Annotated in this window: 20 protein-coding genes; 6 read left to right on the forward strand and 14 right to left on the reverse strand. The window is 64.2% G+C overall.

The window, feature by feature from the left end; genetic code table 11:
* Positions 1–220: 220 nt before the first annotated feature.
* From ACO2Q5_RS03870 to ACO2Q5_RS03900, 7 genes are read right to left on the reverse strand one after another with little or no spacing between them, the layout of a single operon-like run.
* Positions 221–1,540: an amidase gene (locus ACO2Q5_RS03870; protein WP_423288287.1), complete on the reverse strand. Its 1,320-nt coding sequence runs from the start codon at positions 1,538–1,540 to the stop codon at positions 221–223.
* Positions 1,537–2,499 (reverse strand): ABC transporter ATP-binding protein, encoded by a 963-nt coding sequence (locus tag ACO2Q5_RS03875; RefSeq protein WP_423288288.1) that lies wholly within the window; start codon positions 2,497–2,499, stop codon positions 1,537–1,539. Before ACO2Q5_RS03875 ends, ACO2Q5_RS03870 begins: the two co-directional genes overlap by 4 nt.
* Positions 2,496–3,500, reverse strand: a complete 1,005-nt coding sequence (locus tag ACO2Q5_RS03880; protein WP_423288289.1) for an ABC transporter ATP-binding protein — start codon at positions 3,498–3,500, stop codon at positions 2,496–2,498. The genes ACO2Q5_RS03875 and ACO2Q5_RS03880 overlap by 4 nt, the downstream gene beginning before the upstream one ends.
* A complete protein-coding gene (locus ACO2Q5_RS03885) occupies positions 3,497–4,411 on the reverse strand; it encodes an ABC transporter permease (protein WP_423288290.1) in 915 nt (304 codons plus the stop codon). The genes ACO2Q5_RS03880 and ACO2Q5_RS03885 overlap by 4 nt, the downstream gene beginning before the upstream one ends.
* Positions 4,411–5,352 carry an ABC transporter permease gene (locus tag ACO2Q5_RS03890; RefSeq protein ID WP_423288291.1) on the reverse strand — a complete coding sequence of 314 codons (942 nt, stop codon included), beginning with the start codon at positions 5,350–5,352 and terminating at the stop codon, positions 4,411–4,413. Before ACO2Q5_RS03890 ends, ACO2Q5_RS03885 begins: the two co-directional genes overlap by 1 nt.
* 4 nt (positions 5,353–5,356) lie before the next feature.
* Positions 5,357–6,922 carry an ABC transporter substrate-binding protein gene (locus ACO2Q5_RS03895; RefSeq protein WP_423288292.1) on the reverse strand — a complete coding sequence of 522 codons (1,566 nt, stop codon included), beginning with the start codon at positions 6,920–6,922 and terminating at the stop codon, positions 5,357–5,359.
* Between the two features lie 32 nt (positions 6,923–6,954).
* Positions 6,955–8,145, reverse strand: coding sequence for a trans-sulfuration enzyme family protein (locus ACO2Q5_RS03900; protein ID WP_423288293.1), 1,191 nt, complete (start codon positions 8,143–8,145; stop codon positions 6,955–6,957).
* 93 nt (positions 8,146–8,238) lie between these two features.
* On the opposite strand from ACO2Q5_RS03900, the gene ACO2Q5_RS03905 reads away from it, so the two are divergent.
* The 5 genes from ACO2Q5_RS03905 to ACO2Q5_RS03925 all read left to right on the forward strand — a co-directional run bounded on the left by ACO2Q5_RS03905 (position 8,239) and on the right by ACO2Q5_RS03925 (position 13,201).
* Entirely contained in the window at positions 8,239–9,129 is an 891-nt protein-coding gene (locus ACO2Q5_RS03905) for a LysR substrate-binding domain-containing protein (protein ID WP_423288294.1), read from the forward strand.
* 522 nt (positions 9,130–9,651) lie between these two features.
* Positions 9,652–10,863 (forward strand): tyrosine-type recombinase/integrase, encoded by a 1,212-nt coding sequence (locus tag ACO2Q5_RS03910; protein ID WP_423288295.1) that lies wholly within the window; start codon positions 9,652–9,654, stop codon positions 10,861–10,863.
* A 155-nt stretch (positions 10,864–11,018) separates the two neighbouring features.
* Positions 11,019–11,636, forward strand: a complete 618-nt coding sequence (locus ACO2Q5_RS03915) for a hypothetical protein (RefSeq protein WP_423288296.1) — start codon at positions 11,019–11,021, stop codon at positions 11,634–11,636.
* Between the two features lie 102 nt (positions 11,637–11,738).
* Positions 11,739–11,936: a helix-turn-helix transcriptional regulator gene (locus tag ACO2Q5_RS03920; RefSeq protein WP_423288297.1), complete on the forward strand. Its 198-nt coding sequence runs from the start codon at positions 11,739–11,741 to the stop codon at positions 11,934–11,936.
* Complete coding sequence (locus ACO2Q5_RS03925; RefSeq protein ID WP_423288298.1) at positions 11,933–13,201, forward strand: reverse transcriptase domain-containing protein; 1,269 nt, start codon at positions 11,933–11,935, stop codon at positions 13,199–13,201. Before ACO2Q5_RS03920 ends, ACO2Q5_RS03925 begins: the two co-directional genes overlap by 4 nt.
* A gap of 125 nt (positions 13,202–13,326) precedes the next feature.
* Here the strand turns inward: ACO2Q5_RS03925 and ACO2Q5_RS03930 are convergent, their stop codons facing one another.
* The 4 genes from ACO2Q5_RS03930 to ACO2Q5_RS03945 form a co-directional block, all read right to left on the reverse strand.
* Positions 13,327–13,533: a hypothetical protein gene (locus tag ACO2Q5_RS03930; RefSeq protein ID WP_082166383.1), complete on the reverse strand. Its 207-nt coding sequence runs from the start codon at positions 13,531–13,533 to the stop codon at positions 13,327–13,329.
* A gap of 190 nt (positions 13,534–13,723) precedes the next feature.
* Complete coding sequence (locus ACO2Q5_RS03935) at positions 13,724–15,493, reverse strand: oleate hydratase (RefSeq protein ID WP_003168742.1); 1,770 nt, start codon at positions 15,491–15,493, stop codon at positions 13,724–13,726.
* Between the two features lie 237 nt (positions 15,494–15,730).
* Entirely contained in the window at positions 15,731–17,086 is a 1,356-nt protein-coding gene (locus ACO2Q5_RS03940; RefSeq protein ID WP_423288299.1) for an IS1380-like element ISKpn23 family transposase, read from the reverse strand.
* A gap of 269 nt (positions 17,087–17,355) precedes the next feature.
* Positions 17,356–18,075 (reverse strand): hypothetical protein, encoded by a 720-nt coding sequence (locus ACO2Q5_RS03945; RefSeq protein WP_423288300.1) that lies wholly within the window; start codon positions 18,073–18,075, stop codon positions 17,356–17,358.
* Positions 18,076–18,235: 160 nt separating this feature from the next.
* Here ACO2Q5_RS03945 and ACO2Q5_RS03950 point away from each other — a divergent pair, with 160 nt between their 5' ends.
* The gene (locus ACO2Q5_RS03950; RefSeq protein WP_423288301.1) at positions 18,236–19,108 is read left to right on the forward strand and encodes a LysR family transcriptional regulator; all 873 of its coding nucleotides are present in this window, start codon (positions 18,236–18,238) and stop codon (positions 19,106–19,108) included.
* Positions 19,109–19,357: 249 nt separating this feature from the next.
* On the opposite strand, the gene ACO2Q5_RS03955 is transcribed toward ACO2Q5_RS03950, so the two are convergent.
* Genes ACO2Q5_RS03955 through dcm form a run of 3 tightly spaced genes read right to left on the reverse strand, consistent with a single transcriptional unit; the run spans position 19,358 to position 22,365 of the window.
* Positions 19,358–20,662, reverse strand: a complete 1,305-nt coding sequence (locus ACO2Q5_RS03955; protein WP_423288302.1) for an MvaI/BcnI family restriction endonuclease — start codon at positions 20,660–20,662, stop codon at positions 19,358–19,360.
* Between the two features lie 4 nt (positions 20,663–20,666).
* Positions 20,667–21,149, reverse strand: coding sequence for a very short patch repair endonuclease (locus ACO2Q5_RS03960; protein WP_423288303.1), 483 nt, complete (start codon positions 21,147–21,149; stop codon positions 20,667–20,669).
* A complete protein-coding gene (dcm, locus tag ACO2Q5_RS03965) occupies positions 21,142–22,365 on the reverse strand; it encodes a DNA (cytosine-5-)-methyltransferase (RefSeq protein ID WP_423288304.1) in 1,224 nt (407 codons plus the stop codon). The genes ACO2Q5_RS03960 and dcm overlap by 8 nt, the downstream gene beginning before the upstream one ends.
* Positions 22,366–22,458: the final 93 nt, after the last annotated feature.

Raw genomic sequence — 22,458 nt, forward strand, 5'->3', positions numbered from 1 at the left:
GCCTGCCGACTGCGAAACGGGTCTGTGACGGATCATCCTCCGCCACAGGCCTTCCTGCAGAGTGATCCCGAAAATAGCGCTGGTGATCCGCGTTTCTGTGGAAACGGTCCGGGTGTTTCGGGTCAACCGCATCTGCGTCCCTGATGGCCCCTGCCCTCCGGATCTTGGCAACCACCTCCAAAGAACGCCCGATCCGCAAAAACGGCGGCTTTTCAGTCCTCTAGATGTGACGTTCAATCACCCCCGCAACCGTCAGAAGGCTGGCGTCCTGCTGTCTGTGGCCGACAAGCTGGCCTCCAACCGGCAGGCCTTCCGGCGTCCTGCCGGTGCAGAACGACAGGGCCGGGCTGCCGGTCAGGTTGAAAGGACGGGCGAGCGACAGGTCCACATCACCCATCGGCCCGGTTTCATAGCCAAGCGGCTGAGCCGCGGTCAGCATCGTGGGCAGGAACAGGCAATCGAACCCGGCCATCACATGCTGCAGCGCCGCCTGCATCTGCGCTCTGCGGCGTAGTGCGGTGATGTATTCAGGAGCGGGGATGGCACGGCCATCGGCCAATCTTGCCCGGGCATTTCGTGAAAATCTGTCCGGGAAGCCATCCAGCTCTGCCCCGTGTTCCGCCGTTTCTTCGGGCCATGAGATATTGCGCGCAATCCGGCCCATTTCGCTGAAGTCACTCAGCCACACATCCTCCAGCACCGCGCCGAGATCGCGGAACCGGGCGATGGCCGCTTCGGTCACCGCCGCGACATGGGGGTCCAGTGCAGGGTGATCCTGCCAGACCGCCCGGGGCAGGCCGATGCGGATGCCCGTCAGATCGGGAAGGTCCGCAGTGACGGGCGGCCCCCCCATGGCCTCCAGCATCAGCGCGCAGTCCCGCGCCGTCCGGGCCATCGGGCCGATGCAATCCATGCTGCGGGACAGCGGCAGAAGGCCCGCGGTGTCGATCAGACCATCGGTGGGTTTCAGCCCGGTCACGCCGCACCATGCCGCCGGATCGCGGATGGAACCCGCCGTATCTGTGCCAAGCGCACCGGGGCAAAGCCCTGCCGCAACCGCCACGGCAGAGCCTGAGGACGAACCGCAGGGATCGCGGGTCAGGTCCCAAGGGTTGCAGACCACCGGAAAGCCGCCGTCGCCGTTGTTGCCAACTGCATATTCGTGCGTGGCAAGCTTGCCCAGAATGATCGCCCCGGCCGCCTTCAGCCGGTGAACCACGGCGGCGTCCTCTGTCGCCAGATGGTCGCGACGATGCGCCGCCTGGGCCGTGGTGGGCAGGCCTGCAACGTCGATCAGGTCCTTGATGCCGATGGGGATGCCATGCAGCGGGCCGCGCCATCCGCCCCGCGCAATCTCCTCTGCCGCGGCCCGCGCCTCCTGCAAGGCGGCCTCGGCGCGCAGGCTGTTCACCGCATGCAGCCGGGGGTCCAGCGTCGCGATCCGCTCAAGGCAGGCCTCCAGCAGCACAGGCGGGGACAGGTCCCCCCCGCGGATCAGAACCGAGAGCTCCGCGATCGTCAGGCCGCAGGGATCCGTCATCCCGCGCTCACGAACAGGCAGGCCGCGCGATGGCCGGGCGCCACCTCGACCGGCGGCGGCAGGATGGCCGCGCAGGCCTCTTGCACCACCGGGCAGCGGGTGCGGAAGCGGCAGCCCGAAGGCGGGTTCGTCGGGCTGGGAATCTCGCCGGTCAGCGGCACCCGGGGCCGCGCCCGTTCGGCCACCGGATCGGGGCTGGGGGCCGAGGCGAGAAGCGCCCGCGAATAGGGATGCCGGGGATCACCATAAAGCTGGGCCGAGGTGCCCTCTTCCACGATCTTGCCCAGATACATCACATAATTCCGGCTGGCCGCCTGCCGCACCAGCGCAAGGTCATGCGCGACCAGAAGGCAGGCCACCCCCAGATCACGGCTGAGGTCGAAGAACAGGTTCATCACCTGCGCCCGCACCGACAGGTCCAATGCGCTGACCGGCTCATCCGCGATCAGGACGCGCGGGTTCATCGCCAGCGCCCGCGCGATGGCGACCCGCTGCCGCTGGCCGCCCGAAAGCTCGCGCCCATAGCGGGGGGCAATCGCGGCGGGCAGGCCTACATGGTCCAGCAGTTCGGCAATCCGGGCCGACCGGCGCGCCGCGGGCAGGCCCGCGATCACCAGCGCCTCTTCCAGCGCCTCGCCGATGGTCTGGCGATTGTTCAGCGAGGAATAGGGGTCCTGGAACACATATTGGATGGCCGACCGCGCCTTGCGGAGCGCGCCGCCCTTCAGGGTGGAAAGGTCGGTGCCGTCCAGGATGATCTGCCCCGCATTCGGCGTGGCCAGCCCGACGATGGACCGGCTGAGGGTGGATTTGCCGCAGCCGGATTCGCCGATCAGCCCCACGATCTCGCCCGCGTTCAGATGCAGGCTGACGCCATCGACGGCCTTGATGGTCTTGCCGCGTTCGACGCTGCGGAAGTGGGTGACAAGGTTGCGGACTTCCAGAACGGGCGGGGTCATGCAGCGGCTCCCTTCGGAACGGTGGCAGTCGTCAGGTGGTGGCACGCCGCCTGCCAGCCCGCGCCACCCGCAATGCCGCGCATCGGCGGACGCAGCGCGGTGCAGCCGGGGGTGGCGCGCGGGCAGCGCGGGGCGAAAGCGCAGCCACGGATCGGCCCGGCCAGCTGCGGCGGCATGCCGGGCAGGCCGCGGAACGGGCTGCCCACCGGATCCTCCGGCCGGGGGATCGCGTCGATCAGCGCGCGGGTATAGGGGTGGGTGGGCTGTCGCAGCACCTGATCCACCGGCCCCACTTCGGCCAGCCGGCCGGCATACATCACCGCCACGCGGTCGGCCGCATTGGCCACCACGCCGATGTCATGGGTGATGAGGATCATCGCCATGCCCATCCGCGCGCGCAGGTCGCGCAGCAGGTCAAGGATCTGCGCCTGCACGGTCACATCCAAGGCGGTCGTCGGCTCATCCGCAATCAGGAGCTTCGGCTCGGCGGCGATGGCCATGGCGATCACCACGCGCTGGCACAACCCGCCGGACAGTTCGTGCGGATATTGCCGCATCCGCGCCTCGGGATCGGAAATGCCGACCAGCCGCATCAGCTCCAGCGCGCGGGCCTCGGCAGCGGCACCTTTCAGGCCGAGGTGCAGGGTGCAGACCTCGGCAATCTGGCGGCCGATGCGGCGGGCGGGGTTCAGCGCGGTCATCGGATCCTGAAAGATCACCGCCACTTCGCGTCCCCGCAGCCGGGCCAGCGCGGCCTCGCCCCCGGCGAGCAGGTCAGCCCCGGCCAGCCGCACCCCGCCCGTCAGCCCGACCGAGACGCCTTCGGGCATCAGGCCGATGGGAGCAAAGCTCATCACCGTCTTGCCGCTGCCGCTTTCGCCGACGATGGCAAGGCATTCCCCGGCCGCGACCGACAGGTTAACGCCATCGACGACGCGCACGGCGGCGCTGCGGGTGTAAAGGTCCACGGTCAGATCGCGGATGTCATAGAGGGCGGTCATGCGTTCTCTCCGGTCACAAGGCCCGTGGGCGGCGTGTCCCAGGCGGCAGCCTCCGCCCGGCGGCGGGCCAGAAGGCGGCGGCCAAGCGGGCGCGGCACCCGGTTCAGCGCGATGGATTCACCCAGGAAGTTGAACGCGACGACAACAAGCGTCAGCGCAAGGCCCGGCAGGATCACCTGCCGCGGGTCTCCCTCAAGATAGGGCAGGCTGTCGACCAGCATCTGGCCCCATTCCGGGGTCGGCGGCTGGATGCCCAGCCCAAGGAAGGACAATGTGGCAATCGACAGCGCCAGCCCGCCCGCATCGGCCGTGGCATAGACAAGGACCGACCCGGTGGTCGAGGGCAGCAGATGGCGGAAGAAGATCCGCGCCGGACTGGCCCCCATAACGCGCAGCGCCTCGATATGGGGCTTGTTCATCACCCCCACGGCCACGCCGCGGCTGACCCGGCAGAAGCTGGGCCACCATGCCAGCGCCAGCGCGATGACCATGTTCCAGTAGCCGGTGCCGAAGATGCCGATCATGGCCAGCGCGATGATCAGCGACGGCATGGCAAGGCCCACGTCGGTGACGCGCATGATGGCCTCTTCGGTCCAGCCCCGGCGGTAGCCCGCCAGCGTGCCAAGCCCGATGCCGATGACCAGCGCAATGCCCAGAACCAGCGTGATCCCCACCAGCGAGGTATTGGCCGCCGCAATCAGCCGGGAAAACGTGTCGCGCCCCAGATGGTCGGTGCCCAGCCAATGCGTCAGCCCCGGGCCTTGCCCGGCCGCCAGCAGGTTCTGCTTCAGGGGATCATGCGGCACCAGCCAAGGCCCGAACAGACCAAGGAACAGGAACCCCGCCACGATCCACAAAGCCAGCCGGGGAAATCCCGCAAGGGCCAGGCGGAGTTTCAGCAAAACACTCATCAGCGGCCCCCCTGCCGGCGAAGTTTCGGGTCAAGCATCATCACGGCGATGTCCACGGCCAGATTCAGCAGGATGAAGAACGAGATGAAGATCAGCAGGCCAGCCTGCACGACCATGAAGTCGCGGAACTGCACGCCCTGCAGGAACATGGCGCCCACCCCCTGCCAAGCGAACAGGGGTTCGACCACCACGCTGCCCACCGTCATGGCGGTGCATTGCGCGCCAAGTGCCGTCAGCCAGGCGGGCGCGATGTTCGGCAGGGCATCGCGGAACAGGATCGCGGTGCGCCGCAGCCCCTTGGCGCGTGCGGTCAGCGCGAAGGGACGGGTCATCTCTTCCTCAAGCCCCACCCGCACTAGCCGGCTGAGGACGCAGCCCGGCAGCATGCCAAGGGTGATCCACGGCAGGATGTAACTGCGCAGGCCCAGATTGTCGCCGAAGGTCGGAAACCAGCCCAGCTTCAGCGCGAAGCCGTAGATCAGCATCGCACCCAGAAAGAACTGCGGGGTCGAGGCGCCGATCAGCGCCCCCGCCCGCGTCAGCCCGTCCACAATTCCATGCGGACGCAAAGCGCCAAGGAACCCCATGATCAGACTGAAGAGACAGGCGAAGACCGCGGCCCCGCCCAGAAGCGTGGCCGTGACCGACAGGCGGCGTGCCATGGCAGCGCCCACCTCTTCGCCGGTCTTGTAGGAGATGCCGAAATCCCCCTCCGGCACCCCCGAAAGCCAGTTCCAGTAGCGGGTGGGGAGCGGGTCGTTCAGACCCAGCTCCTCTTCAATCGCGGCGATCTGGGCGAAAGTGGCACCCGGTGTCCGCAATTCGGCGATCAGCACCGCCACATTGCCCGGTGCCGAGACGACGAGGCCGAAACACAGCATCGAGGCCAGCACGAGGAGGATGGCCGCGTTGCGGAAGCGGCCGGTGATATAGGCCAGCATGACCCTAGCCCGCCTTGACGCTCAGCCCTTCATAGGGCGTGTCATATTCGGTGGCAGGGGCGGCGAACCCCTCGACGCGCGGCCCATGCGCCCAGATCGACGGCGTATAAAGCATCGGCGCCAGCGCGGTTTCGGCGTGGATCCAGTCATAGACCGCCTGCACCTTCTCTTGCACGGTGGCCGCGCTGGCAGCGGTGGCAGCCTCCATCATCGGGTCAAGGGTCGCGGCGTCGATCACCATCTTGCCGTCCACGCCATTGTCATAGGGCGAGTAGAGGTAACCCATCATCGTGCCGAAGGGCTCGTAAGGCGCGCCGAAGGTCAGGAACAGCGCCATGTCATAGTTGCGCGCCGGAATGTCGCTGTGACGCGAGGCGTGGTCGACCGAGCGGATGGTCAGTTCGACACCGATTTCGGCCAGCTGCGCCTGCATCACCTCGGCCATGCTGCGCGATCCGGCGATCTGGTCGTTCGACACGACGAATTCCACCCGCAGCGCGGCGCCATCCTTGCTGCGCGTGCCGTCGCCGGTCCAGCCCGCCGCGTCCAGAAGGGCGCGGGCGCCATCCGGGTCATGCGCATCGGGCGCGAATTGCGTGCCCGACAGCGGAACTGAGGGCGGGAACATGCTGCCCGCAGGCTGGGCCAGACCATTATACAGCACCTGCGCGATGGCCACGCGGTCAAAGCCCTGACTGATCGCCTTGCGCACCCTTTTGTCGGCCAGGGCCGGATTGCGGTCGGGGTTGAAACCCAAAAGCATGGCGATGCCGGAATGCACCTCCACCGCGATGCCCGCATCCTTCAGCGTGGTTGCCTCGTTCGCGGTGATGGGCGCCATGAAATCGCCGCCGGTCACGTCGATATCGCCAGCCCGCAGCGCCGCCATCCGGCCCCGCGAATCCGGCAGGACCACCAGTTCCAGCTTGTCGAACCCCGGCGCGGTGCCCCAATAACCTTCATACCGTTCAAAGGCGGAAAGGCTGTCCGAGGCGGAGACCAGCTTCCACGGGCCGGTTCCGATGGCTTTGTCAAAGCTGCCGTCGGCCGCGACCGAGGCGGGGCTGAGATAGCGCGTCGGCCGGGTGTAGCTGAGTTCGAAGAACAGGCTCAGCGGGGCTTCCTTGAAATGCATCACCACCGAATGCTCGCCCTTGATCTCCAGATGGTCGAACAGGCGGACATGGTTGATCCAATCGTGGTCGCCGGTCGGCATCCAGCGGTCGAGGTTCCACTTCATCGCCTCGGCGTTCCACGGCGTGCCGTCCTGGAATGTCACGCCCTGCTGCAGCTCCAGCGCCAGGGTTTTGCCGTCTTCGGACAGGTTCCAGGATGCGGCAAGGCAGGGCTGGATCTCTCCGCCCGGGCCATATTTCACCAGCGGTTCATAGATCAGATCCTGCGCGCCCCAGAGGCCCTTGTAGGCATGGGGGTTCATGTCGCCCGCGGGCTTGGCGATGGCAAAGCGCAGCGTGTCACCCGTGGCGGCAAGGGCACCTGTGGCAAAAGCCGACGCAAAGGGCAGCGCGCCCGCGGCGGCCAGACCCTTGAGGAGGTTGCGGCGTTTCATCTGTTCTTCTCTCCTGTTGGTTTTTGACTTTATCAGCTTTTCTTGATTTTTCCGGCCGCGATGCAGGTCTCGATCGCGGCAAGGAACCGGGTCAGGTCGTCCTCCAGGTCTTCGGGCGCCTCCAGCCCGACAGACAGGCGCAGCACGAATTCGGGGCCGCTCCAGCGTGTGGCGCTGCGCAGGGGGCCGACGGCCGACGGGGCGGCCAGACTGCGGGTGCCACCGAAGGAGGCCCCGATGGAAATGACCCGCAAGGCATCCAGCGCGGCCATGACATGAGGCGCGGCGGCCTCATCGAAAACGACCGAAAACAGCCCCGCCGCGCCTTGGAAGTCGCGCGCCCAGATCGCATGCCCCTCTGCGCCGGGAAGCGGCGGATACAGCACCCGCGTCACATGCGGCTGTTCCTGCAGCCAGCCCGCCAGCCTGAGGGCCGAGGCCGAGGCGCGGGCCATGCGCACGGCCATCGTCTCGATCCCGCGCATCACCAGCGCCACATCGTCGGGCGAGACGCCGATGCCATAGCGGCCCATCTGCGCCTTGATCCGCAGGCCCAGATCGGGCTCTGCCACCGTCACCGACCCCATCAGCAGATCGGAATGGCCGCCGAAATGCTTGCTCAGCGCCTCGGCCACCAGATCGACGCCATGATCCAACGGGCGGAAGTTCAGGGGCGAGGCCCAGGTGTTGTCGCAGCCGGTCATCGCGCCATGGCGCCGGGCGATGGCGACGATGGCCGGAATATCCTGCATCTCCAGCGTCAGGGAACCGGGGCTTTCCGCCCAGATCAGCCGGGCGCCCGCCGCGCGGCGCTCCAGCGCGGCAAGGTCGGTCGGATCGTAGAATTCCGCGGTAATGCCAAGCGCGGGCAGGTCGGTCTGCGAAAAATCCCGTGTCGGGCCATAGCAGGTGTCGGGCAAAAGCACCCGGTCGCCCGTCTTCAGCACAGCGAGCATCGCAAAGGCATTGGCCGCCTGCCCCGAGGGCAAAAGCACCGTCCGCACCCCCCGCTGCATGTCGGTGATCCGGCCTTCCAGATGCCGGTGCGTGGGCGTGCCATAAAGCCCGTAGACATAGCCATCCGCCCCACGGTCGGACCGGCGGGCAAAGCTGTCGGCGTCGGCGTATAGGATGGTCGAGGCCCGGTGAACCGGCACCGTCAGGCTGTCATAGCCCTCGATGCTGACCGGCACCTGCCGAAGGGAACGCGTTTCCTCACGCATACGGAACTCCTGTGCTTCGGTGACAGGTTGACCGACACAGCACATTCCGTCCAATATAGAGAAAGGGTATTTCTATTCCGATTGGTTATAGCCTTGGATGTCCGCCAGATCGAAGCCTTTCATGCAGTGATGACATGGGGCACCACCGCCCGCGCGGCAGAGGTGCTGCGCATCTCGCAGCCCGCCGTCAGCAAGGCGATCATGGCGCTGGAGCGTGCCGTGGGCTTTCGCATCTTCGACCGCGAGAAGGGCCGGCTGGTCCCGACCGCCGAGGGTCAGCTGTTCTACCGCGAAGTGGAAATCTCCTTTGCCGGCATCGCGCGCCTGCGCAGCGCCGCGGCCCGGATCCGCGACTATGGCACCGGCGAGGTGCGGCTTGGCTGCCTGTCGGCCTTCAGCACCAACCTCGTGCCCTATGCCATTGCCCGCTTTCGCCGCAGCCATCCCGAAGTCAGCGTGACACTGGTGGTTGCGGGATCGTCGGTGCTGCGCGATCAGGTGGCGGCGAACCATCTGGACCTTGCCGTGACGGCGGATGAGATTGTTCAGACCGGGGTGGATGCCACACCCTTCGCCGAGATCGACGCGATGATCGCCCTGCCGCCCGGGCATCCGCTGTCCTCACGGGAAGAAATCCTCCCCGCCGATCTGGATGGCCAGCCCTTTGTCGCGCTGGCGGCGGAAGACACCACCCGCCATGAGGCCGAGCAGATCTTTGCCAGCCATGGCGTGGCCCCCCGCGTGGCGGTGGAAACCGCCTATTCCAGCACGGTCTGCGCGCTGGTGCTGTCGGGCCTTGGCTGCGGCATCGTGGACCCGCTGACAGCGCCGGGCTTTCTGGAACGCGGCATGATCCTGCGCCCCATGCGCCCGACCGTCCGGTTCCGGACGCTGCTGCTGATGCCACCGAAGAAGCCGTCGCTTCTGGCGGTGGAAATGGCCAAGAGCCTGTCAGTCGCACGCGCCGAACTGACCGGCGGGTAAAGGGCTAGGCCTCGAGTCGGGGATCCTCCCGCCATTGCACGATGCGCCCGGGGATCGGCTGAGCGGCGCGCCGGCGACGGTTCTAACTTTGGGGGCTGATGTTGCCCTTCGCGTCTGATCCAGTTTGAGGCAAGCTCGGCTGACAGGCTTTTGTTGTCGATGAGGAGGTGACCCCTGACCCGGCGCCAACCCGGGACCAAACTGATCACCGCGGAAGCGACTCGGCTTACTCAGACAAAGCGCCGGCATGGTTCTCTGAGGGGCGGCGCTAAGCAGCCCAGCCACGGCCGAAAGGTGGATGTCGGGGGGTATAAGAAAAGCCGCGCATCCCGTAAGGATGACGCGGCTTTCTTGTCTAAATGGTGCCCAGAAGAGGCAGGGAATTGAATTATCACGCTGTTTCCCGCAGGCTCAGGAACTATCGGGTGTGAGTAAAATCATAGCCTTAACAGGGTAAACTTGTCTGAATTTGTCTCGCCTTGTGTCATGCTTTCCTATAGAGTTAGGGGGATAGAAGGGTGGATGGAAAAGCCTGCTATGCGCGCACTGAACCGGCTAAATGCCAAAGGCATCGCTGCCGCCGCACCCGGAAAACATGGGGACGGAGGCGGGCTTTGGTTCATTAAGCGTGACGACGGCGGGGCGCAGTGGGTCTTGCGGGTGACGATCCACGGGCGTCGCAGGGAAATGGGGCTCGGGGCCTATCCTGCTGTCTCGCTGGCCGAGGCGCGCCGGGCTGCTGAGGAAGCCCGGGCCAAGACGCGCAACAATGTTGATCCGATCAAGGACCGCGTGCGGCTGAAACGGGAAGCTGCCCGCAATCTGCACCTGTTCAAGGATATCGCGCAGGATGCTTTTGAAAGCCGCAAGGCGGAACTGAAGGGGGACGGAAAAGCCGGGCGCTGGTTCAGCCCGCTTGAACTTCACGTTCTGCCGAAGCTCGGCAAGGTGCCGGTATCCGACATTGACCAGATCGACATACGCGACACTCTGGCCCCGATCTGGCACAGCAAGTCAGAAACCGCCCGCAAGGCCATAAACCGCATCGGTATTTGCCTCAGCCATGCCGCAGCGCTGGGCCTGACAGTTGACTTGCAGGCCCCCGACAAGGCGCGTGCACTTCTGGGCAAGCCCCGTCACAAGGCGGAAAACATCCCCGCGCTTCCGTGGCAGGAGGTTCCGGGCTTCTACGCCAGTCTTGACGACGGCAGCATCACCCATCTGGCGCTCCGCTTCCTCATTCTGACCGGCGTTCGCTCCGGCCCGGTACGCAACCTGCACGAAAGCCAGCTTGAAGACGGGGTGTGGACGATTCTCGGGGAGAAGATGAAGGGCCGCAAGGACAAGACGCCCGACTTCCGGGTGCCGCTGTCGGCGGAGGCGTTGGGCGTCGTTGATGAAGCCCGAAAGTTCTCCCGCGACGGATACCTGTTCCCGAGCGTCCGGAAGGGAGTGATCTCGGATGCCACCATGGCCCGACTGATGGAGCGCCGCGAGATGGAGGCCTGCCCGCATGGTTTCCGCACCAGCCTGCGGGTGTGGCTCGCAGAAGCAACAGATGCCCCGCATGAAGTGGCGGAGATGATGCTGGCCCACGCGACGGGCAGCGATGTTGTGAAAGCCTACCGCCGGACGGACTTTCTGGAACAACGCTCCGCCTTGCTCGCGCGCTGGGCGCAGTTTGTAACGGGGAAGACGAGCGGGGCCGTTGTGCAACTGGCGTCTGTCCAGTGATGCCTGCGCTATACGAAGACGACGGGGGCACCTGAAGCATGGAACAAGACCCTTGGCGGGACCAGTTGCCCGCCCTGCGCGGCTTACTCAGGTACCGCATGAAACAACCCGCGCAGCCTGTTCCCGCACCGCCCGGATTGGACAGGGTGCTGTGGATGCGACTGGAAGAGACGAAGATTCGCTTTGATGCGGGCAATCAGCTTGCCCTGCTGGACGCGATGAGGCTTTGCGGAAAGCTGGGTTGCCCGCCGCCGGACTGGCTGGTCAGCGCCTCGGAGGCCATGCTGCGCGAACGACTCCTGCGCAAAGCATCTGACGCTGCCCCGGGCCGTAACAACTCGCGGTGGGGTCAGACCTACGAGTGGCTCAAGATACTGCGACGGGCACACACGCTGAACAATGTCCTGCTGTGGCTGCGGGACGACCCCCAGACCTCCCTGCGGGAGAAGCTGACCCAGTGGCACATGACGGAAGAAGAGCTTCAGTCGCGGCCTGCGCTGCGTGCGATGTGCGGAAACCCTGCACGGCGCACGATCACTTATGCAGTCGATGTCGCCTTCAACATGCTGGTCAACACCTGGGCGCATGGCAGCCGCCGCCTTATCAGGGATGACCATATCCGCTTCCTGCCCCCGAAAGGCGGTATGGAACGGTTGTCGCGGCAGGATCAGGCCGAGGTAAACTTCTGGCGGCACGAATGGAGCGCCCTGCTGCCGGAAACCAAGGAACTGTTCGGGCTCAACAGCTTTCGCGCCGACATCAAAGAGCTTTAAGGAACCGCCCAGACCTGCGGGTTATCGCCGGGATTATCGGCAGTACCGGCGCGGCGAGTCGCATGGCATCCCAATGGCATCCACGAAATGCCGGTGAGACCCATGCAGACCACCATCCCGAAACTGATCCGCGATACAGACGTTGCCGCCATGCTCGCCTGTTCCCGTTCTACCGTCTGGCGGCGCGTTGCAGACGGCACCCTGCCCGGCCCTCTCAAGTTCGGCCGTATCTCCCGCTGGCGGACTGAGGATGTCACGCAGGCCATCCGCGACGCGGAAAAAGCCCGGGGGGAAGCATGACCTGTCAATTCCCGACCTATGTAGAACTCCGGGCAGAAGAGGACCACCTCGGGATGCAGGTCAGAGCAGCGGCGCGCGATGGCTCTGAGGATGACCTGAACGCCGCCCAGAACGCATACTTTGCCTCTCTCGCAGCCCGGTACATCGCAGCGCACCGGGTGCGAAAGGACCGGGCGCGGAAGGCGCGCTATGGTATTCCGTCAAAGGAGACCCAGGCGGCGGCGGCGGCACAGCTCGCGCTGGAAATTGATGTGACCCGGCCCTGCGGGGAGGCGGTATACATCGAGGCGGTCAACAAAGGGGAAGGCGAGTACCGCCTGACCTGCGCTTACGGCGAACTGGCGCAGGCCCGCCAGCAGCTGATCGTGAACCTGCTTCGTTGGCGGGAAGCGTTGCCGCACGCCCAGACCGTTCTGAACGGCGGGCGCGACGCGGCGATCAGGAAGGTCCAGATGAATTTTGCAGCGGGGTCTCGGCACAACGCCGAACTGGATGTCCGCCGTTGCTTCAAAAGTTTCCGCACGGAGAACCTTTCGGGGTTGCTCCGCCTGCCGGAAAGCGTGGTGGAACATGTTATCAGCATCCATAGCCTGGTACCTGTACCATCCCGCACATGTCGCAGAGACGTGTTGCACCATCTCCCCGATGATCCCGAGACGCCCGAGGTTCTTTTTCAGGCGCTTCTCGGGGCTGAGTGGGAGCAGGCCCGGCTGGGCCTCCCTGAAGGTTCGAGGCTCTCGCCCGTTCTGGCGGAGCTTCTGCTCACCCCCGTCGTGCGTGCGCTTGGCGCGTCACGGCAGGGGCGGGTACTGACCTATGCCGACAACTTCTTTCTGTCGGCAACCAGTGAAGCCCGTCTTCACTGGATGATCGGGAACCTTCAGGACCGGCTTGCCCGGCACCCGGCCGGGCCTGTAACGGTGCGAGATGACTTTGCGGTCCGGCGTCCCGACGAGCCGTTCGACTTCCTTGGATACCGCCTGACGCCCCGTTGGGGCCAACTGGAGGTGACATGGGCGGCCAAACACGAAGAACACGCCCGCCGCCTGCGCCGGGAAGCCTACAAGCTACTGCGTTCGGACATGCCGGGGCACAGGAAGCTAGAAGTTCTCGCCCGCGTCGAGCGGGAACACACGGCCTTCACGCGGAACTTCGGCGCCTGGCCGGGGCGGCTGGACTTCAACGATGAGAAACTTGCGAAGCTGCGGCGGGTCCTGTTCCCGAGGGGCGGGCCGGAGGGAACACCATCCCGGCGGCGCAGCTGACGCTGGAGCGTGGGGGCGTGCAGGACCTTTTGGCGCCCCCGCTCGAAGTGTCTGCGAGGCAGTTCTGACGAAGCTTTCGGCCCTTTGCAGCCGCTCGGCAAGGTGGCCGGCGCTCCGGTGCAGCTTCACCCGGTTTTACCCGGATGTGCATTTTCAGGACGCGGCAGACCACGCCTGCTTGCCGTCTTCGGTGATCTTGTATTGAAGTCCATTTCCGCGCGGCTCATCGGCAGGAACGGCGCCGTGCCGAAGCGCCTGGCCCAGTACGGCCGGTAGCTGGTCAGCGGCTTGGCAGCGCGCGGGAAGAAGGAGACATCGACGGGGGCATTCATGGGGCTCTGGCGGCTTTGGCGGGGCGTGGGCACCCTCCAGTGTACGACGTGGGCCCCAATCGGGCCGTTGTGTGGGTTTGTGCCCACAGGGCGGGCGCGCTACGCCCGGCCTCCAAACGGCGGGAGGTGCCCACGATCAAGGGGCCGAGAGGGTGCCGGCAGCATGGCGCGAGGGGGCGAGCGGCTTTGCTCACTCGCCGGAAACCAGATGGAATTCCTTCAGCAATTCGCCGATCTGCGTGCCCTCGATCCGGCGCAGCAGCAGCTTCTGGATGAAGGCCGGGCCGGGCAGGTCCAGTTCCTTGCCGTCGCGCAGGCGGCCGGTGGCGGCCAGCAGCTTGCGGATGTCGTAGGTCGAGTTGTACACCTCCGGCACGGCGCGCTCGATGTCCAGCAGGGTATAGACCGCCTCCATCGGCGTGCGCACCGAGTATTCGGTGGTGAAGATGCAGTCGCGCTGCCTGGATTCGGCGAACTGGCCGATGAAGGCGAAGTTGACGGCGCCCTCCGGCACCACGTCGGGCCGGTCGCCCGCCTGGCGCGGCATGAAGAAGGAGGTCACGTAGGGCATCATCACCGGCACGGTCTTCGCCCCGGTCGCGGCGAGTTCGGGAATGTCCTCTACCGGAACGCCCATGTGGTAGAGCCATTCCTGCGTGATTTCCTCGCCGGTGCAGTCCTGCATCGGCTTTTTCACATAGTCGCCCGGCACGTCGACGAACAGCGAATAGACCCAGGCAACGATCTGGTCTTTCGGCTGTTTCTTGAAATGCGGCTGGCGGTTGACGGTCCAGCTCAGCAGCCAGCTCGAATCTTTCGCGGTGACGATGCCGCCGGTGACCACCCTGCCGCTGAACGGATCGCGCCTGGCGATCTTGCGGATGTATTCAGGGATGCGCGCGTCGAGCGTGGTGACCGTCGCCGACTCCCACTTCGTTTCGGGGATGTGCGCGCCGAAGACGTCGGGCCGCCCGAAAGCCGGATCCTTCGCCGCGATGCGGCGCCACAGATCCCAGGCCGGGGCGGGGCCTTCGTCCAGCCGCGCAGGCGTGTGATGGTCGCCGCTGTCCGAGTTCTCGGTCAGCGAGCCGATGGTCATGAACACCAGATCGTCGGGGCCGAGATCCACGCCGCCCGCGCTGCCGTTCTCCAGCCAGTGGATGCGGGTCGCCTGTTTGCGGCCCGGCTGGATGTCGAAATCGACATCCGTCACCTCGATCCCGTAGCGGAAGTTGACGCCGTGGTCCTGCAGCCATTTCACCAGCGGCAGGACCAGCGATTCATACTGGTTGTACTTGGTGAATTTCAGCGCCGAGAAATCCGGCAGCCCGCCGATATGGTGGATGAAGCGGTGCAGGTAGAGCTTCATCTCCAGCGCTGAATGCCACTCCTCGAAGGCGAACATCGTCCGCCAGTAGAGCCAGAAGTTGCTGTCGAGGAATTCCTTGCCGAAGACCTCGTCGATGCGCTTGTTCTCCATCTCCTCCCGGGTGGCGAAGAAGACCTTGATGACCTCTTTCTGGGCCTTCTCGGTCAGGGTGAAAAGGCCGTTGGTCTGCGCGTCCTGCCCCCGGTTCACGGTGGCGCGTTGCAGCGAATAGTTGGGGTCGTCCTTGTTGAGCCAGAAAAACTCGTCGAGCACGCTGGCCCCTTCGATCTCCAGCGAGGGGATGGAGCGGTAAAGGTCCCAGAGGCATTCGAAATGGTCCTCCATCTCGCGCCCGCCGCGGATCACGAAGCCCTTTTCCGGCTCCTCGATGCCGTCCAGCGCGCCGCCCGGCAGCGCCAGCCGCTCGAGGATGGTGATCCTCTCGCCGGCCATGTGGCCGTCGCGGATCAGGAAGGCCGCGCCCGAAAGCGCCGCAAGGCCCGAGCCGACGAACCAGGCGGTCTTGCCATCCACCCCTGCGGGTTTGCGGGGGCGGGCGAAGGCGTAGAAATTGCCGCTGTTGTATTCCATGCGAATCTCCTTTGAGCATACATTCCCCAAGTCGCATGCCGTCTGACGTGAGTTTCGCCTGAATCCGACCGCAGGACAATCATTTTCCGTCCCGAGCGGCGTCGTCGGGCGCGCAAGGCGCTGAGACAGGGCAGATCGGCCCGCGAAGCCGCCGTGTTGTGCCCTGGTGGCGGTGTTTTTCAGCGCAGCGGACAGACCCATCCTGCCGTTTTCGTTCAGTTTGGGCGTGGATGGCGGTCATGCGCATAGCGGAGGCGCTCGCAATCGGCGGATGGCGGCGAGGATGGCGCGGACCATCGGACCGGTGACGGCCACCTCGGCCAGCTGGAAGGTGATGGCGCGGGCATGGCGGACGACACGTGCCCCGATCTTGATCAGCTTCAGTTGCAGGCTGGTCAACGACCAGTCGGCCATCGTCTCGGGCAACTCGATGCAGCGCAAGAAGATGGCCAGGTTGTAGGCCAGCGCATGCAGTTGCAGTCGCACCTCATTGTCGCGGAACTTCCGGCATGACAGCCGCGTCCAGTGGAAGGCATATTTACCTTCCTTGATGTGCTGCTCGGCGGTGCCGCGCTGGTTATAGAACCGCAACACCCAGTCGGGCTCCATCGGCAGGTTGGTGACGATGAAGCCGACACGCGGGAACAGTTCGCCCGGATGCCATTCGATCTTGGCGATCACCCGGCGTTCCTTGTCCCAGGATGCCGCCTGATACTCGAAGTCTTCGTAGAAGCGCTTGACCTTGGTCAGCGAAGGTCGCCCGACCGGGCGCGTCAGCCGATGCGCGATCTTCTCGCGCAGGACGTTGTTCGCAGGCAGCCGGATGGCGTAGAAGAATCGGGCTTCTTCCAGCCGCTCATAGATCGCGGGGATCGCGTAGGCGGCGTCAGCCCGGAAGAACCGGCCGCAAAGGTCGCGCTCCGCGTAGCGGGCGATGACGGGGTCGAGAACGTCCCGCCAGCCATCGGCGCTGTGGACGTTGCCATGGCGCAAGGCGCAGCGCTCCAGCATGCCGAACTGGTTGAACAAAAAGTTCGGGTGATAGCAGGTGCAGTCGAAATGCCCGTTCCAGGCCGCGCCCTCCTGATCGCCATGGGTGGGGCTGACCGAACTGTCCATGTCCAGAACGATGTACTTCAGCCCGTTACGGTCATGGAACCGGTCGATCCATTGGCCATTCAGGTCGGCCAGCGCGGCACGGTTCTCGGGCTGTGCCAGTGTCTCGGTCTCGAACCGTCCCATCTGCGAGGCCGAGGCCGCTTGCGCATCGACAGCCCTTCCACCCACGACCTGGCGCATCACCGGATCGAGGGCCAGGCGGTCGGCGTCGTTCACATCCTCGTATCCGGCCAGTCGCCCGAACACCGATTGCCGGAACAACCCGTCAAGCCGGTGGACCGTGTTCTTGCCGCGCCGGGTGTCGCGCAATGCTTTTGCCGCCAGATCGGACAGCCCGAGCGCGTCATCCAGCTCGCGCATCACCAGCAGGCCGCCGTCGGAACTGAGCTGCGCACCTCGGAACTCCACATGCACCCGGCGGTCGAACTCGACCCGATCTGCCCGCTTCGAACCCGCACCCTCTGGGTGACCCATCAAACGCGCCCCTCACGGCCATCAACACCATGATTTATATCGGAAATATTGAGATCCTGACAGCAAAATCAGCGATTTACTTGGGGAATGTGGGTTCACAAGACCGGTAATTTGCTTTGGCGGCAGCATTTTCGGTGGGTGAGCGTCGGCAGAGTGGGACAAAATGCGAATTCGCTGCGGTTAGTCGGCCGCTTTGGCATGATCTCAATGAAAACAGCGAAGCGCCCGATGGGTTGCACCGGGCACTTCTTTCTCAAAGCAACTCAAGATTACTTGGCAGCGAGGATGTCGAAATTGCGGACGTTTGCCACCACACCATCGTCCCATCCGCCTGAGACCAATTCTGAAGCCTTTGCATTCAGGAGTCCGGCGACCTGTCCGGCAAAGTGCGCTTCGCGGCCAGAGTTGTCGGCAAAGATGTCGAAGATGGCAAAGTTGCTCTCGTCAATTTGCAGCGCCGCCCAGAACAATGTCTTGGGTTCGGTATCTGCGACGATGGGGCCGGCGGCGGTCAGCAAAGCTGCCAATTCGGGACCTTTACCTGGAGCAGCTTCGAGCTTGATGTACGTTGCGGTCGTTGCCGTGTAGAGATCAGCCGGCGCCTTTACCGACAGGACATCGGAGTTGTTGATATTCGCGACAACACCGTCTTCCCATCCTCCGTTGACCAACGTGTCGGCATTTTGGTTCAAAGCCGCAGCAACCGCTCCTGAAAAGTGAGCATCGCGTGCGTCTTCGTCTACGAAGATGTCAAAGATTGCGAGCGTATCATCGGCTTGCAGAGCAAACCACAGTACAGTGCCCGGCTCTGTTTCTCGCACGATAGGTGCAGCACCAGCCAAAAACTCCGCGAAGGCTCCGGTCTGGCCTTCGGCGGCCGGCATGGCGATGTAGCTGGCAGTATGATTTTCCATTGGATTGTCCTGTGCAGTTGCAGAAGTTGTGATCAGAGCCAGTGCGGCGAATATCGGAAGGATTTTCATGTTCATGGTCGTCCCCTGACTTGAAGGTCGTCGTGTTTGGTTTCGATGCACTCTTGTCCCATGGCGGATGGGTCGGACTCCAATTCCGAAGTTCTATTTTTTGATAGACATGGACTATGGAAGTTGCTTTGATGGCCTGCGTTGAAATCTGGCGGAGAATGCGGCGATGGAAATGAACCAGATCAGGTATTTTCTCGCTGTCTGCGAGCACCGAAACTTCACCCACGCAGCCAGTGCCTCCAATGTCTCCCAACCTTCCTTGACGACTGCGATCAAGAAGCTTGAAGACGAGTTTGGAGGTGAGCTCTTTGTCAGGGACCGTGCAGGATGCAGGCTTACAGCCCTCGGGAAACTCATACTGCCAAGGTTGCAGAGGATTTACGATGAGACGCGCCAGGCGAAGGCTGAGGCGGTCCGTCACATGCGTTTGGAGCGGGTTCCAATCTCTGTCGGTGTCGGCGAAACGATTGGCCACAACCTGATTTCGGCAGCTATGGAGCGTACGCGTAAGCGATTACCGCAAGCCGAAATCGAATTGATCGTTGCATCATCCTCCGAGCTTCTTTCCGGGTTGCGAGACGGCAAACTCGACGTTGTAGTCACCGCAGAGAAGGTCAGTGAAGACCTCTATCGCATAGACCCTCTCTATGAAGAGGACTACAAGGTCGTAATGTCAAAGTCGCATCCGTTGTCTGAACAAGATGCAATTTCTCTTTCGGCTCTCGCAAAAACTGACATGCTCGACCGACTAAATTGCGAAATGCGGGACGCTTTGCATGGGACTTGCGCAGATCATGGTCATGAACTTTACGCGGCGTATCGGTCCAACCGCGTGGATTGGTTAGTTGAACTTGCTCGGCAAGGGTCAGGTGCGCTGATCTTGCCGGCCACTGCTATTCCTGCGGACATGGGACTGGTGTCGAAGCCCATCGAGGGCCTTCAATTATCGAGAACTGTTCTGGCCCTCCGATATCGGCATCAAACGTCGAGACCAGAGACAAATGATCTGATCGGTGAGATGATGCGGACGCAAGCGTAGTGAGTTCGGCAATCGACAGTCGCCCATCGTGTATCATTCTGCACTTAGGGCTCAGACTAGGCTTTCGTAACATCAGGCGAGAATTACGAGTGACCCTGTAAACGGGGGCAGGTCACGTCGTACTTCGTGCAGCATGGCAGGGCACAGAGGCTGAAACCATAATTGCCGTTTCCATGTCTCAGACAGTGTGCTTTTGCACTCGCAGCGAAAGTCGGCAATCCGCCCTTCGCATCCTTAGCGGCGCAATCTTCAGGGTGTTGCTGCGCCATCAAGGGGAACAGTACCTGCCTTCGCATACACCCCCGGCAGATCACCATGGCCGATCCTGAACTGGCTCCGGCGCTTGATCTTCGGGGCGGCGGTTCCGTCGCCTTCCAGCTTGATACCGGGGTCGTAGTAGGCGCGGCCCTGCGCCAGTGCGCTGAGCAGGAGGAGGACGTCTGTACCCTCGCACAAAAGCGCCTTGCCGCCGTAGCTGTATTCCGGTGGCGGGGTCCGCATGAGGGAGGGCACATAGGCCGCCTTCGCGTGCTTGCGGGTCCAGTGGGCCATCAGGTCGCGGAAGGTCCAGGTTGCGGCGGCATTGCCAGCGCGGTCCAGCAGGGCCATGTTGCCGTCAATGTCGGTCATCCTGCCGGTGGCCGCGTCAAAGCCCGTGAGCGTCATTGAGAGGCCCGTGTGGGGATGGAAGTCGCGCCCGACGGCATAGATGCCGCCGAAGTTAATGCGGCCCTCCTTGCCGGATTTGTCCGGGTAGCCGTAGCGGCGCAGGAAGGCCTCCACCCCGGCTTCGCGGTAATAGCCGCCGGTCGGCTCGGGCGTCATGAGGGTGACAGGGGACTTGGGCATGTAGCGGGTGAAGTCGCCGACGCCGTATTGCTTGATCTCCCAGCCCAGATAGTCGGGCTCCGCATAGCCGTTCGGCGAGATGCCAAGCTGTGCCTCAAGGGTGTAGCCGCCGCCGTTGCGGGCGGAATAGGGTTCGGGCAGGCCGGACCGCCCGATTTTGCAGGAGGGTATCCAGCCCTTGAGGTGGATGGCGCGCAGGGCCGCCAGCAGGGCAGCGCGTGTATCGCCTGACCGCAGCGGCAGAAGGTCGATGAACACGCCGGTCACCGGCAGGTCGGCGGCACGGGCATCCAGACTGGTGGTCAGAGAATCGTCAGCGGCCCGGACTTCACCGAGAACCCTTCCGTCCGGGCAGATGCCAAGGATCAGCACCCTGCCATCGGCCCGGCTTGCCATCAGATCGGCAGGAGCATGTTCCGCGCCCCGCAGAAAGCCCGACATGCGGACTTCCGGGTACTTCGGATAAAGGATGAGTTGCGCACCCGGTGCGCTGACGGGTTGCCCGGTGGTCATCCAGAAGAACGTGACGGAAGCCTTGGCCCGGTCGCGCACCGAACCGGCAATCCGGCTGTCGTCCTCCTCAATCCCGCCGTGCGGAATAATGTTCAGGGCTGAGAAGCCGCCGCCCAGGTAAACCTGATTCTTGGAATTGTCGTTGGGGGCCAGCCGCTTGGCGTAGAAGGCCGTCGCGCCATGCGCGGCCATGAGGTCAAGCAGGCGAAGGAGGGGATCGCTCAAGGAAACGGCCTTCGACGGAAAGGAACTCCCCCTCAGAGGACAGCCATGCAGCAAGGGAGTCAATCACTTCGGGCAGCGGCACTCTGCCTTTCCCCTTCATCGCGCATTCCCAGACAAGGGCCACCCGCCAGCCTGTCACTTTCAGCCTGTGTAAGTTAAATGCGTCACGCGCCATGTTGCGGCTGATCTTGTCCCGCCAGAACTCTTCGCGCGATCTCGGCCAGACGAAGGCCGGGCAGGTATGACCGTGCCAGAAGCAGCCATTGACGAAGATCACCGCCCGCCAGCGGGGCAGAACAAGGTCAGGCCTCCCCGGCAGGCCGCTGACATGCAGTCGGTAGCGGTAGCCGCGTGCGTGCAGCGCCTTGCGCAGGGTCAGCTCGGGCCGGGTGTCTTTGCCCCGGATCGCCGCCATGTTCCGGCGGCGCGTCTCGGTGTCGTGGACGTCAGCCAACCTTGCGGAGCGCTTCCGCGCCGGTGATCGCCAGAATATGCGGCGTCATGATCCGGGCCACTTCGGCGAAGACCGGCACAGCCACCGAATTGCCGAACTGCTTGTAAGCCTGCGTATCCGACACGGGGATACGGAAGCTGTCATCATACCCCATCAGGCGCGCGCATTCGCGGGGGGTCAGACGGCGGGGGTTCTGCCCCGCACCACGGCTGACCAGAATCTCGGAGCCGTCCTTGTAATAGCGGGCTGAAAGCGTGCGCGATATGCTGTCGCCGTTGACCAGTCCAAAGCCGAAGCCGTTCCCCTGGGAGCGGTGCTTTTCGGCATAGGCTTGCAGATAGGCCCAGAGCTTATCGGTCAGGGTGTACTTCCCGCTCACCATCGCATCCGGCCCGGTCGTGAAATGGCCTTCGGGCCGCTCGGTTCCGTTCTCAGGGTGCAGAATGTGGCGCAAACGGCGCTGACCATAGGCAGGCAGCTGAAGATCATTCCAGGTGAAGCCGGTCGGCTCCCGGAAGCCGACGAGAACAATCCGCTCCCGGTGCTGCGGCACGAAGTGCCCGGCGTCGATAATCCGGGGTTCGGCCAGCGTATAGCCCAGCGTCTCGGTCAGCTTGCGCCGGATCACGTCGAAGGTGCGGCCCTTGTCATGGCTTTTCAGGTTCTTCACGTTCTCCAGCATGAAGGCCGCCGGGCGGTGGTGCATCAGAACCCGCAGCACGTCGAAGAACAGCGTGCCCTGCGTTTCGTCATCGAAGCCGTGGGCGCGGCCCAGCGCATTCTTCTTGGACACCCCGGCGATAGAGAAGGGCTGGCAGGGGAACCCGGCCACCAGCACGTCATGGGCCGGAATCTCCGCTTCATTGACCTGCCGGATATCCCCGGCAATCGGCCGGTTGTCGGGGAAGTTCGCCAGATAGGTCTGCTGGGCATACTTGTCCCATTCCGAGGTGAAGACGCAGCGCCCGCCCGCCGACTCCATCGCCCGCCGCAGCCCGCCGATCCCCGCGAAGAGGTCGACAAACGTGAAGGCATTGCCCTCCGGCCCCTTGCGCCGGTCTGCCTCCATCGACAGAAGACGCAGCACGCCCTCGCGGGGCGTCTCGTCGCCTCGCTTCCAGCGGTAGATGTGGCCCTCCGAGTAGCCCAGAGCGGCGGCAGCCTCGGGAACGGTGTAGCCAGCCTTTGCCAGCAGGATAGAAAACTCGGTCTGCATTACGCCGCCCCTCTGGGAATTTTCCTGACACTATGATGTCAGGAGTCACCACGCGCAAGAACATAGACGGAATATCGGATGGAAATGGTTAAA

This window comes from Neotabrizicola sp. VNH66 (assembly GCF_049445895.1).
Taxonomy (GTDB): domain Bacteria; phylum Pseudomonadota; class Alphaproteobacteria; order Rhodobacterales; family Rhodobacteraceae; genus Pseudogemmobacter.

Bases quoted from the DNA above. Each gene is read 5' to 3' on its own strand.
- ACO2Q5_RS03885 (WP_423288290.1), bottom strand. From the start codon at position 4,411: ATGAGTGTTTTGCTGAAACTCCGCCTGGCCCTTGCGGGATTTCCCCGG.
- ACO2Q5_RS03935 (WP_003168742.1), bottom strand. From the start codon at position 15,493: ATGGAATACAACAGCGGCAATTTCTACGCCTTCGCCCGCCCCCGCAAA.
- ACO2Q5_RS03870 (WP_423288287.1), bottom strand. From the start codon at position 1,540: ATGACGGATCCCTGCGGCCTGACGATCGCGGAGCTCTCGGTTCTGATC.
- ACO2Q5_RS03920 (WP_423288297.1), top strand. From the start codon at position 11,739: ATGCAGACCACCATCCCGAAACTGATCCGCGATACAGACGTTGCCGCC.
- ACO2Q5_RS03910 (WP_423288295.1), top strand. From the start codon at position 9,652: ATGGAAAAGCCTGCTATGCGCGCACTGAACCGGCTAAATGCCAAAGGC.
- ACO2Q5_RS03875 (WP_423288288.1), bottom strand. From the start codon at position 2,499: ATGACCCCGCCCGTTCTGGAAGTCCGCAACCTTGTCACCCACTTCCGC.
- ACO2Q5_RS03940 (WP_423288299.1), bottom strand. From the start codon at position 17,086: ATGGGTCACCCAGAGGGTGCGGGTTCGAAGCGGGCAGATCGGGTCGAG.
- ACO2Q5_RS03880 (WP_423288289.1), bottom strand. From the start codon at position 3,500: ATGACCGCCCTCTATGACATCCGCGATCTGACCGTGGACCTTTACACC.
- ACO2Q5_RS03930 (WP_082166383.1), bottom strand. From the start codon at position 13,533: ATGAATGCCCCCGTCGATGTCTCCTTCTTCCCGCGCGCTGCCAAGCCG.
- ACO2Q5_RS03945 (WP_423288300.1), bottom strand. From the start codon at position 18,075: ATGAACATGAAAATCCTTCCGATATTCGCCGCACTGGCTCTGATCACA.
- ACO2Q5_RS03955 (WP_423288302.1), bottom strand. From the start codon at position 20,662: ATGGCCGCGCATGGCGCGACGGCCTTCTACGCCAAGCGGCTGGCCCCC.
- ACO2Q5_RS03900 (WP_423288293.1), bottom strand. From the start codon at position 8,145: ATGCGTGAGGAAACGCGTTCCCTTCGGCAGGTGCCGGTCAGCATCGAG.
- ACO2Q5_RS03890 (WP_423288291.1), bottom strand. From the start codon at position 5,352: ATGCTGGCCTATATCACCGGCCGCTTCCGCAACGCGGCCATCCTCCTC.
- ACO2Q5_RS03950 (WP_423288301.1), top strand. From the start codon at position 18,236: ATGGAAATGAACCAGATCAGGTATTTTCTCGCTGTCTGCGAGCACCGA.
- ACO2Q5_RS03925 (WP_423288298.1), top strand. From the start codon at position 11,933: ATGACCTGTCAATTCCCGACCTATGTAGAACTCCGGGCAGAAGAGGAC.
- ACO2Q5_RS03895 (WP_423288292.1), bottom strand. From the start codon at position 6,922: ATGAAACGCCGCAACCTCCTCAAGGGTCTGGCCGCCGCGGGCGCGCTG.
- ACO2Q5_RS03915 (WP_423288296.1), top strand. From the start codon at position 11,019: ATGCGACTGGAAGAGACGAAGATTCGCTTTGATGCGGGCAATCAGCTT.
- dcm (WP_423288304.1), bottom strand. From the start codon at position 22,365: ATGCAGACCGAGTTTTCTATCCTGCTGGCAAAGGCTGGCTACACCGTT.